Raw genomic sequence first — 12,378 nt, forward strand, 5'->3', positions numbered from 1 at the left:
TTAAGAATATTTTTTACATTTGCAGCGTGTTAAAGGAAAAGATGTTTGACTACCATTAAATATCTCTTTATTGCGTTGAGACAATTGTTTTTGTCTCTGTCTGCTAAAGCCCGGATGGCGGAATTGGTAGACGCGCTGGTCTCAAACACCTGTGGGAAACCGTGCCGGTTCGACTCCGGCTCCGGGTACAAAAGCCTCTTCGAAAGAAGGGGCTTTTTGTTTTCTGTGTTTATTGCTTGTATTTATGAGCGTGACGCTCGTTGGGGGCAACAAGAAAAAAAATCCAGTTGAAGTTTTGTGGTTTTATAGATTAGTTGAGTGGCTTAATTTTGCGGGCACGGTTTGCAAAACCGCGTTATCGTTGCGACAACATATCAAGGACGTTCAGAGTTAATTTTTTTATTTAAAACCCAATAGCGCTGATTTATCGTTGGAGGTATGGATTATCCGTGCTATTGGATTATACAAACTAGGGATATTTATTCATTTCTAAAATAATGTTATTTCTTGTAAATTCCAGTATCTTTAAGTTTTCCAAAATATTTTTCATATTGTTGAATTGCAAAAATATCCATCATGCCTCCAATATAATCTAATACTGTTCTTTCCCAATTATCTTCATCTCTATAATCAGCAGGAAGCAATATTAAGCTCTTATTATATGATTTGTCCATATACATTTCAAATAAATTCTGTAAAATATGCTTTCCTAAATTTTCATATTCTATTATACTTGTATTTCTTTTAATTGCATGGAATGTTAATTTCTTAAGTCCCTTAGCTAAATTTTCAAGTTTTTTATAGCCAATATAATATTCTCCTTTTTCATCTTGGACTAACTCTACATCATTTATTAGAGAATTTATAATCCCTGAAGTTAGCTCCTTTCTTAGTAAAATACTATATTCTTCAGAAGAATCATAAGTATGTGATTTGCTTGCAAATTTTTGAGCAATTTCAACAAGATTTTTTAAATCGTCATAAGCATCTTTAAATTTACTATTTTTAAATTCATGCAAAAGCTCTCCAACAGTAAAGTATTTTAATTTCAATGCGTCTTCAAGGTCATGTGCTGCATAAGCAATCTCATCAGCAATGTCCATTATTTCACAATCAATAGTTTTCAATTTTATACCGTAATCATCAGACCATTTTTTTACTTTTTGATAATCCTCATCATAGAGAAATTTGTCTTTATTTTGTTGATGATTATTAAAATATTTTATTGTACCAAGTAATGTCCTTAGAGTTAAATTCAGTCCATTATATTGATAATGCTTTTCCTCTAGATGTGTTAGTATTCTGAATGACTGAGCATTTCCTTCATATGGAAAATGAGTATACTCACTTAAAAACACTTCACCTGCATGACCAAAAGGAGGATTTCCTAAATCATGAGCTAGTGAACAAGTTTGAACGGTTAATGTGTCTTTGAGTCTAAATTTCTGTGCAATAATCTTAGATATTTGAGAAACCTCTAAACTATGTGTTAATCTATTTCTATAAAAAACGTTGTCCTTAGGGATAAATAACTGCATTTTACCTTGTAGTCTTCTAGCAGAAGACGAGTATAAAACCCTAGCATAATCTACATCTGCATCGTTTCTATAATATAATGTAGACGCAGGAAAAGCATGTTCTCTTATATTGCTAATTTTTTCTACTTCTGCCTCTTTTTGAGCTACATAATCATTTAGTGTCATAATATGTTAATTCTTTAATTATAAATTATAAGAAATGATACCAAGGAGGTATTTAAATTTAGATTGCCAAAGTAGGATTTATTTTAGCTAAATACAAGTGCGGTATTGTATTTACAAGATTTTTCGCTCATTGACTGTCTCGTTTTTGAGATGACCTCTTTTTTTTTGATTCTTTTTTATTGTCGTTTTTGAAGTGATTTTAGGGGTCAAAACAACACTTCTTTAGGTTTCATTTTTATAAAGAGTATTCAATAGTTTATGGTTTGTTTTTAAAAGGCTTTTGTCTAAATTATTGGGATAAAGGCTGTTTTTAAGCTATTAATATTGATATACCCCTTCTATTGTATTGTAATACCCCTCTTGTCTTTTGAGTTGTTATCTAAATTTGTAATCTAGATTTTGTCATTCCTTATTTTGTGTTGGCTGTTTTTATTTTTTGGTTAATAATTAGGATGGTCTTTTTAATGTGGTGCATTAAGCTAATTTGGAATGACAATTTTCTGTTTTGTTTTAGAATTAAAATTTAGATAATCAAAAATAGTTAGATGAAGAATATTGTTTTAGCACTTGCTTTGTTTTTAAGCTCACAAATTAATTTTGCTCAGACGAATGAATGGGAAAACCCTCAAATTGTAGATAGAGGAAAAGAAGCGGGTAGAAGCTCCTTTCTTTTATTTAGTAATGAAGGGGAATTGAAAGAAAATAATCCCCAAAAATCAACATTGTATCAAAGTCTGAATGGGAATTGGAAATTCAATATTGTAAAAAATCCAACACAAAGGCCGATGGATTTTTTCGCAGCAAGTCTGGATGATACCAATTGGAAAAACATTCAAGTGCCATCCAACTGGGAACTGCAAGGTTATGATATTCCAATTTATACTAATATTACGTATCCATTTCCTAAAAATCCTCCATTTATAGGTGGCGATTATAATCCTGTGGCAACTTACAGACGTAGTTTTGCAGTGGCTGATTCTTGGAAAGACAAAGAAATTATTCTTCATTTTGCCTCTATTTCTGGCTATGCCAGAGTTTTTCTGAATGGAAAAGAGGTAGGGATGACTAAGGCTGCTAAAACTCCTGCGGAATTTAATATTACTTCTTTTTTGAAAAAAGGAGACAATTTAATTGCGGTACAAGTATTCCGTTGGCATGATGGAAGTTATTTAGAAGATCAGGATTTTTGGAGATTAAGTGGTATCGAACGTGATGTTTATTTGCAGGCGATGCCTAAAACTACCGTTTGGGATTATTTTGTAAAGAGTGAATTAGACGGTCAATATAAAAATGGAATTTTTAATCTTGATGTTACTTTAAAATCTTTCGAAAACAATAAAATAAAAAATCCTGCTGTAAAAGTGGAATTGTTTGACAATGAAGGAAAAGTTGTTTTTTCGGAAAGCAAAAAAGTAAGTCCAAAAGAACAAAAAATCAGCTTCGACAAAACAATTGAAAATGTAAAACAATGGAATGCCGAAACGCCTAATTTGTACCGATATACTATTACTTTGCTTGATAATAAAGGGAAAGCATTAGAGGTTATTTCTAAAAAAACAGGTTTTAGAAAAGTTGAAATCAAAGATGCCCGATTGTTAGTTAATGGTAAGGTTGTTATGGTAAAAGGGGTAAATATTCATGAGCATGATGATGTAAATGGGCATGTGCCAAATAAGGAATTAACCATGAAAGACCTTCAGTTAATGAAGGAATATAATGTTAACGCTATTAGAATGAGTCATTATCCGCATGATACCCATATCTATGATTTGTGTGATGAATACGGTTTTTATGTAGTTGATGAAGCTAATATCGAAAGCCATGGAATGGGAGCAGAATGGCAAAATTGGTTTGATAAAACAAAACATCCGGCGTTTTTACCGGAATGGGCGCCAGCTCATTTGGATCGTATCAAAAGAATGTTTGCAGTAGATAAGAATCATCCTTCGATTATCATCTGGTCTTTAGGAAATGAATGTGGAAACGGTCCTGTTTTTTTTGATGCTTACGATTGGTTAAAACAAGTAGATTCTACGCGTCCGGTTCAGTTTGAACAGGCTGGGGAAAATAGTAATACCGATATTGTAGCGCCGATGTATCCGAGTATTAAGAGTATGAAAGCTTACGCCAACTCTGATAAAAAACGTCCTTATATTATGTGTGAGTATGCACACGCTATGGGGAATAGTAGTGGAAATTTCCAGGAATATTGGGATATTATCAATAGCAGTAAACTTATGCAAGGTGGATTTATTTGGGACTGGGTTGATCAGGGAATAAAAACTAAAAATGAAAAAGGAGTAGAGTTTTGGGCTTATGGAGGCGATTTAGGAGCTGCTCATTTGCAAAATGATGAGAATGGTTGTGCTGATGGACTTATATTTTCGAACAGAACTCCAAAACCGGCATTGAATGAAGTAAAGAAAGTATATCAAAATATTCAATTTCAGTTCAATAATGAAGCTGGTTTAGTGGTGACGAATCATTTTAATTTCACCAATCTTTCTAATTATGCCTTCAAATGGGAATTGATTAAAAACGGATTAACAACCAAGTCAGGAGAATTTAATTTGGATGTAAATCCAGAAGAAAGTAAGAAAGTCACTTTAGATTTAGGTTCGATTGATGCGGATTCAGAATATTTTCTAAATGTTTTTGCAGTTTCAAAATACGATACTCCTTTGGTTGCTAAAGGATATGAATTTGCCAGAGAGCAATTTGTAATAGGAAAAGGCAATTATTTTAAAGATAATTCCATGGCTTCAAAAAGTCCGTCTAAATTGAAGTATGTGGTTAAAAACAATGTGCTTTCTTTTGAGACCGAAAGTATTACAGGTGAATTTGATTTGAAAAAAGGCGAAATTTTAAAATATACATCGAAAAATGATGCTGATACAGTGATTTCAAATTTTCCAACGCCTTATTTCTGGCGTGCGCCAACGGATAATGATTTTGGAAGCGGGATGCCAAATAAATTAGTAATTTGGAAAGAAGCATCAAAAAATCCAGCTGTTGTAAGTGTGAATTTGGATAAAAAATCTTCAGAAGGTTTGCTGATAAAAGTGGCTTATCAATTAGCTCAAGCAGATGTTCCTTATACTGTAGATTATTTGATTCAAAATAATGGTTCGATAAAAGTTACTGCAGCTATTGATGTGACTGATAAAAAATTGCCTGAATTACCTCGTTTTGGGATGCGTTTAAAACTAAACGGAGCGTATGATAATTTGAGTTATTATGGAAGAGGGCCTTGGGAAAATTATTCCGACAGAAATACGGCTGCGTTTGTTGGAACTTATTCAGATAAAGTGATGAATCAATATTCTCGAAATTATATTCGTCCTCAAGAATCAGGTTATAAAACAGATGTTCGTTGGTTAAGTTTAAAAAATGCTAAAGGACAAGGTTTGAAAATAGAAGGAATTCAGCCTATTGGTTTTAGTGCGTTGAATATTCCAATAGAGGATTTAGATCCTGGAAAGAACAAATCACAACGCCATCCATCTGATTTGGATTTGAATTCTAAAGATGCAGTTTACTTGCATTTAGATTACAAACAAAGAGGTCTTGGTGGTGATGATAGTTGGGGAAGTTTGCCTCATGAGGCGTATCGATTATTAGATAAACAATACAGTTATTCTTACGTAATTTCATTAGTTAATTAATTTAGTGGTTTTTTGTGTGTTTCTTTAGGAGAACCTGTGATGTTTATTCATGGGTTTTTCTAATTTTAGGGATTGAAGCACTCCCGTGTTTTTTATTAGAATAATTTGATGGCTTATGAATAGTTGGTTTAAATACTATCTTAGCTATTTTAGATTTGATGAATAAATTTGATTAAAAAAAGTTTATACCTAACCTCCAAAAGCATAATGTGTTTTGAGAAATAAAATTCTGTTGTTTTTAACGTTTCTGGTTTTTTTTACGGCTCAATCGCAAGATGTTACGGGCTTGTCTATGTCAAATTATCTCAAGGAAAAATATGATATTGGCTATTTAGGTATCGAAAACGGATTGGCGAATAATGCGGTGACTTCTGTTTACAAAGACAAACGCGGCTTAATGTGGTTTGGAACTTATGATGGAATAAGTAGGTATGATGGATATAATTTTTTGAATTATAGGAATGAACCTCATGATGCTAATTCGTTAATTAATAATAGAGTTGTAAGTATTTGTGGGACTCAAAATGAAGTTTGGATTGGTACAAAAACAGGAATAAGTGTTTATAGTTATTTGACAAATCGGTTTAGTACACGATATTATGTGAATCCTAAAACGGGTAAGAATGAGTTAATAGGAATTGTTATAAACAAGGTTAAAGATTATAAAAGAAGAATGTACATCGCTACCGCTGGTAGAGGATTGCTTTATTGTTCCGAAAAGGGAGGGGAAATAGGTTGTATTCCGCTTTATGAAAATGGAAAATTGCAATGGGATTATCATATTCAAGGAATTGATTTTGATCAATCGGGTAGATTGTGGGGGTTTGTTCAAGGTATGGGGATTGTAACGATGGGGGCAAAAGAAAAAAAACTCTCGGTAGTATTTTCTGAAATTTTAAAAGGAGATTGTGTTTTTTATGATGGCTTTTCAAATGTTTGGGTTGCTATTGATGGAGGTTTGTTAAAATACAATACCGTTGATAAAACGCATCGTATTTATAATAATCAGGAAATACAATATCCTATTGCCGATTTGATGTATAAGCCCGATATGAAGGAGCTTTGGATAGCTACAAATGGGAATGGTGTTGTGAAATATAATTTTACTTCGGATACTTTTTCGTTATTAAATACAAGCTTAAATGATGAAAAGTTAAATAGTAATGCTATTTCGTCTTTGTATTTAGATACTGGAAATCGAGTTTGGATTGGAACTCTAAGAGGCGGTGTCAATAGAATTGAAAAAAAGAAAAGTCCTTTTACTACTATTTCAAAAAATGAGAAGTTAAAAAATACACTACCCAGTGATTTTATTCTTTCGTTATGCGAACAAGACAGTAATCACCTTTGGATAGGTACTGATGGTGGTGGTGCAAGTTTATGGGATAAAAAGAATAATACGTTTACAAATTATTCTTATAGTTTGAACAATCCGAATTCGCTGGCTAATAATTTTGTAACAACAATTGCAAAAGATGCTAAAGGAACTTGGTTTGGAACTTATGGAGGAGGAGTTTGCCTTTTTAATTCTCAGACCCAAAGTTTTAAAAGATACCGACTTTTTAACCTTAAATACAATATAGTTGAAAAGAATATCTGGGTTTTGTTTCGTAGTAGAGACGGTGTTCTGTGGGCAGCTTCTCCTGATGAAGAAGGATTGTACCGTTATAATAATGCTATTGATCAATTTGATTTTGTGGATGCAAAAATTAGAGGCATTATTTCAATGACAGAGGATTTGCAGGGAAATCTTTGGTTGGGGAATTTTACCAAACTGATTAAACTTAACCCAAAGACAATGAAACATCAGGAAATTGATGTAAAATACCCTGTGCGATCTATTGTTTCGATTTCTAATACAAAAATGCTTGTTGGTACCGAAGGAGGAGGACTGATGATTTTTAATCCTCAAACTTCAGCAAAAAAAATCCTGACTCAAAAGGATGGAATTTCTAATAATTCGGTTCTAAATATTATTCGGGATAATCAAGGAGCTTATTGGTGTAGTACCTATAATGGTATTTTTGTATATAATGTTGGGAACGAAAAAATCTCAAGTTATCATGATGCTGATGGGCTGCAAAGCAATCAGTTTAATTACAATGCGGCTCTTAAACTTTCAACAGGAGAAATAGTTTTTGGAGGGATTAAAGGCTTTAATGTTATTGATACAAAAGTAAATAGCCTAATTCATGATTTTCCAAAACTGATAATTACGTCTATAAAAGTAAATAATAAAGCTTTAGAACAATCAGGATTAACCCCTTTTGCAATCGATAAATTAAGACTTCCATACGATGAGTCGATGTTAAACATAGAATATGCGGCTTTAGAGTATAGCTTGCCTGAGAAGATATCCTATGCTTATTTTTTAGAAGGTTGGGATTCTCAATGGCATTATGTCGATAATGTAAGAAGTGCCAACTATTCAAGGTTAACAGAAGGTGATTATACTTTAAAAATTAAATCTACAAATGCTGAAGGAATTTGGAATTCTAAAACCATCTCATTGCCTATTACCATATTGCCACCTTGGTACAGAAGTTCTTTGGCATATTTTCTGTATGTTTTAGCTATTGGTTTTGTGATTTATGTTGTGGATAAATACCAAAGAAAACAGGCTCAGCTTAAGTATGAGGTTCAGCTTTCTCAAAATTTAGCCAAACAGGAAAAAGAATTAAATGAAAAGAAATTAACTTTTTTTACCAATATCTCTCATGAGTTTAGGTCTCCTTTAACGATGATTATTAATCCTCTTAAAGATATCATTTATGGGGATAGTCAAAAAATAGAGCCGGGAGCCATAGAAATGGTGTATAGTAATTCCCGAAGATTATTGAGTTTAGTAGATCAGTTGCTGCTTTTTAGAAAAACAGAAACCGAGACGGGGAAACTTAAAATTGCAAAAATTGATATTGTTGAACTTTGTAAAGAGGTGTTTAGCTGTTTTGTACATCATGCCAAAACTAAAAAAATAGACTATAGTTTTAGTATTTCAGAAGAAAGTATCTACGTTTATGCAGATCGGGAAAAAATAGAAATGGCGTTGTTTAATTTGATTTCGAATGCCTTAAAATTTACCGAAAAAGAAAATGGTGTGGTTGCAGTTCATTTGCGCTCTGTTGGTAATGAGGTTGTTGTAAATGTTGTTGATAATGGCGAAGGAGTTCCAGATGCTGATAAAGACAAAATATTCAATCTTTTTTATCAATCGAATAAAAACATCAAAAACAATCGCAAAGGATTTGGTATTGGTCTTTATTTAGTGAAACAATTTGTTAGTCAGCATCATGGTAAGGTAATCTGTTCTGATAATGAAAAAGGAGGAGCAACATTTGAAATTAGATTGCCTTTAGGACGAGAACATTTTGGAGATATAGAAATACGGGAAGATTTAAGCGATAGAACCTTGTTCTTAGAAGAATTTTTAGAAGACAAAGTGTTAGAAGAAGATATTTTAGAGAAGAAGGAAGAATCAGAAATTGTAGAAGAGTTAATTAAAGATGCAAAAAGTATTTTAATCGTGGACGATAATCCTCAAATAAGAAATTATCTGAAGAAAATATTAGCGCCTAAATACAGTATTACTGCTGCCGAAAGTGCTGAAAAGGCATTGGAAATAATTAGAAAGGTACAGCCTGATTTAATTATCTCTGATGTGGTTATGGGAGATATGAATGGTGTTGCCTTTTGTAAGCATATCAAGTCCGATGAAGAGTTAAAACATATTCCTGTAATATTGCTTACAGGCGGAACTTCGGAAGATGTAAAACTTAAAGGAGCCGAAGTAGGAGCCGATGATTATATTACAAAACCATTTGATAATGATTATTTGTTAGCGCGAATTAACGGAATCCTGACCCGACGTGATAGTGAGCAGAATTATTTGCTTAATTCGGTTACAAAAAAGGTTGTGAGTCCAAAATTATCGGATGAAGACAAAAAACTTTTGGATAAAATTGTCGAAGTTATTGATTCGAATTTGGATGTTGAAAGTTTTAATGTGCAAGATTTAGCAATTGAGTTGGGGATGAGCCATTCTTTGGTTTATAAAAAAATCAAAAAAATAACAGGCAAGTCGGTTTCTGAATTTACACGAAATGTGCGTTTAAGAAAAGTAGCCACCTTATTGATTACAACTGATTTGCAGATTAGTCAGGCGGCTTCCATAGCAGGTTTTGGTGATATTAAATATTTCAGAAAGCAATTCCAGCAATTTTATAATATGAATCCTTCGGAATTTAAGAAGAAGTACCAAAATGTAAAAGATAACAAATACATATTGAATGAAAGTTTTTGGAAATCTACTGAATAGAGTTTTGTATTGTCCAATTTCTTGTTTGAAAATCTATTAATAAATCAAATCATCTTATGAATAATTACCTGAAAAAGGTCTTCTTATTAGGAGCCGTTTTTTTTGTGTCGATAAATAATTTATGTGCGCAGTCTAAAAAGTTACAAAAAGATTCACCGGCAAAAGTTCGAGAGTTTTTCGTGTCTTCTTTGATTAAAATTGGTGATCCGGTTTTAACAGCTTTGAGCAAAAATCAATTAAAAGAACTAATGCCTGTAGAAAAATCTCCTGGAGCTTGGGATGAAAGAACGCATGTGACTTATCTGGAGGCTTTTGGTCGATTATTGTCCGGAATGGCTCCTTGGTTGGAATTAGGAGCAGATGCAACTGCTGAAGGAAAACTGAGGGCAAAGTATATTGATTTGGCTCAAAAATGCATTCATAATGCGACCGATCCGAATGCTCCAGATTTTATGAATTTTGTAAAAGATAAACAGCCTTTGGTTGACGCGGCTTTTTTTGCCCAGGCTTTGCTTCGTGCGCCAAAACAACTTTGGGAACCATTGGATGCTATAACTAAAGAAAATGTAATTAAAGCATTGAAATCATCCAGGGTAATCAAGCCGTATCAAAGTAATTGGTTGCTTTTTGCCAGTATGGTAGAAACGGCAATACTTAAATTTGATAAAGAAGAAGATAAAGAGCGATTGAATAATGCTTTAGAAGAACATAAAAAATGGTATTTAGGTGATGGAACTTTTGGTGATGGTCCTGATTTTCATTGGGATTATTATAATAGTTTTGTGATTCATCCAATGCAGTTAGATATTTTAAAAACACTGAACGAAAAAAATGACAACCATAAAGAAGGATTTAAAACGGAGATAGATCGAGCCAGACGTTATGCCGCTATCCAGGAAAGATTAATTTCTCCTGATGGAACTTATCCTCCTATTGGGAGATCATTGGCGTATCGTTTTGGAGCTTTTCAATTGTTGTCACAAATTGCGCTTTGGAAAGAATTACCAAAAGAAATTACTCCTGCCCAAGTTCGTTCGGCATTATATACAATGATTCATAATCAAATGAATGTCTCAGGAACTTTTAATAAAAACGGTTGGCTTCAAATTGGCTTATACGGACATCAACCTAATATTGGTGAAGGCTATATCTCAACAGGAAGTTTGTATTTGTGCGCTCAAGCTTTTTTAGTGCTGGGTTTACCAGCAACCGATTCGTTTTGGAGTGATGGCTACCAACCTTGGACACAAAAGAAAATTTGGTCAGGACAGGAAATAGCAATTGACCATGCATCGAAATAATTAAACACCTAATCTAACTATATATTTATGAATTTTAAAAACTCATTTTTTATTCTAATGGCTGCTGTTGCTGCAGCAGTTGTTAGTTGTAAAAGTACAGCAGTAAAACAAGGAGTAGCAATAAAGGAATCTAAAGCAGAAGTATTTGCTATTATTGATAACGTTAACAGTCGTTGGCAAAATACGCATCCTGAATTGGGTAACGCATTTTGGAATGTTGCCGCTTATCATACCGGGAATATGGAAGCTTATAAGGTAACTAAAAACAAGAAATATCTGGATTATTCTATGGCTTGGGCTGAGAAAAATCAGTGGATGGGAGCCAAATCGAATGACAAATCGGAGTGGAAATACAATTATGGAGAAACCGATAAGCATGTGCTGTTTGGAGACTGGCAAATTTGTTTTCAAACGTATATCGATTTATACAATTTTACAGGGAAAAAGGATGCTCATAAAATAGCCCGTGCCCGTGAAGTAATGGAGTATGAAATGAGTACTGCAGCAAATGATTATTGGTGGTGGGTAGATGGTTTGTATATGGTTATGCCAGTAATGACTAAGTTGTATAAGATTACTGGGAACGAAATGTATTTAGAAAAGTTGCATACTTATTTAACACATGCAAATGGTATTATGTATGACGAAGAAGCAAAATTGTATTTCCGAGATGCAAAATATGTGTATCCTAAGCACAAAAGCGCTAATGGGAAAAAAGACTTTTGGGCCAGAGGTGATGGGTGGATTTTTGCAGGCTACGCCAAAATTATTCAAGATTTACCGAAAAATGCTAAACACAAACAAGAATACATCAACCGTTTTAAAGATATGGCTAAGGTCTTGGCAAATGCCCAACAAAAAGAGGGTTATTGGACAAGAAGTATCTTAGATGCAGAACATGCACCAGGACCAGAAACCAGCGGAACCGCATTTTTTACTTACGGATATTTATGGGGGATTAACAATGGAATTTTAGATAAAGCAACCTATTTGCCTGTAGTTGAAAAATCATGGGATTATTTAACCCATTTTGCTCTTCAGGCTGATGGTACGGTTGGATATGTACAGCCTATCGGAGAAAAAGCCATTCCGGGACAAGTAGTCGATAAAAACTCTACTGCCGATTTTGGTGTGGGTGCTTTTTTATTGGCAGCGTCAGAAATGTCTCGTTTTGTAAAATGATCTAACAGATTTTTTTAAATTTTTTTAAAATGCGATTGAGTTTTTAAATATAAAACACGATCGCATTTTTTAATGATCTAAAGAACAATAATAAATAATTGCGGTGCCGTTATCAGGTTAATTTGTTTTTTAATCCATTGATTATTAGGTCTTTTTGCTCTTATTTTTTTATTGTGAGTTGAAAATAGTATGTCTTTTTTCAATTAATGCCA

The 12,378-nt window shown here is 33.3% G+C and carries 5 protein-coding genes and 1 tRNA gene; 5 read left to right on the plus strand and 1 reads right to left on the minus strand.

Annotation, left to right across the window (positions count from 1 at the left end):
- Positions 1-108: 108 nt before the first annotated feature.
- Positions 109-188 (plus strand) — tRNA-Leu (locus GTZ96_RS04425).
- Positions 189-500: 312 nt separating this feature from the next.
- Here the strand turns inward: GTZ96_RS04425 and GTZ96_RS04430 are convergent.
- Positions 501-1,703, minus strand: coding sequence for a deoxyguanosinetriphosphate triphosphohydrolase family protein (locus GTZ96_RS04430; protein ID WP_161641386.1), 1,203 nt, complete (start codon positions 1,701-1,703; stop codon positions 501-503).
- A gap of 545 nt (positions 1,704-2,248) precedes the next feature.
- Between GTZ96_RS04430 and GTZ96_RS04435 the strand changes: the two genes are divergently transcribed.
- The 4 genes from GTZ96_RS04435 to GTZ96_RS04450 all read left to right on the plus strand — a co-directional run bounded on the left by GTZ96_RS04435 (position 2,249) and on the right by GTZ96_RS04450 (position 12,166).
- Positions 2,249-5,368 carry a glycoside hydrolase family 2 TIM barrel-domain containing protein gene (locus tag GTZ96_RS04435; protein WP_161641387.1) on the plus strand — a complete coding sequence of 1,040 codons (3,120 nt, stop codon included), beginning with the start codon at positions 2,249-2,251 and terminating at the stop codon, positions 5,366-5,368.
- 214 nt (positions 5,369-5,582) lie between these two features.
- A complete protein-coding gene (locus GTZ96_RS04440) occupies positions 5,583-9,683 on the plus strand; it encodes a hybrid sensor histidine kinase/response regulator transcription factor (protein WP_161641388.1) in 4,101 nt (1,366 codons plus the stop codon).
- A gap of 56 nt (positions 9,684-9,739) precedes the next feature.
- Positions 9,740-10,984 (plus strand): DUF2264 domain-containing protein, encoded by a 1,245-nt coding sequence (locus GTZ96_RS04445; RefSeq protein ID WP_161641389.1) that lies wholly within the window; start codon positions 9,740-9,742, stop codon positions 10,982-10,984.
- A gap of 27 nt (positions 10,985-11,011) precedes the next feature.
- Positions 11,012-12,166, plus strand: coding sequence for a glycoside hydrolase family 88/105 protein (locus GTZ96_RS04450; protein WP_207720141.1), 1,155 nt, complete (start codon positions 11,012-11,014; stop codon positions 12,164-12,166).
- Positions 12,167-12,378: the final 212 nt, after the last annotated feature.

It is taken from the genome of Flavobacterium undicola, assembly GCF_009909155.2.
GTDB lineage: Bacteria > Bacteroidota > Bacteroidia > Flavobacteriales > Flavobacteriaceae > Flavobacterium > Flavobacterium undicola.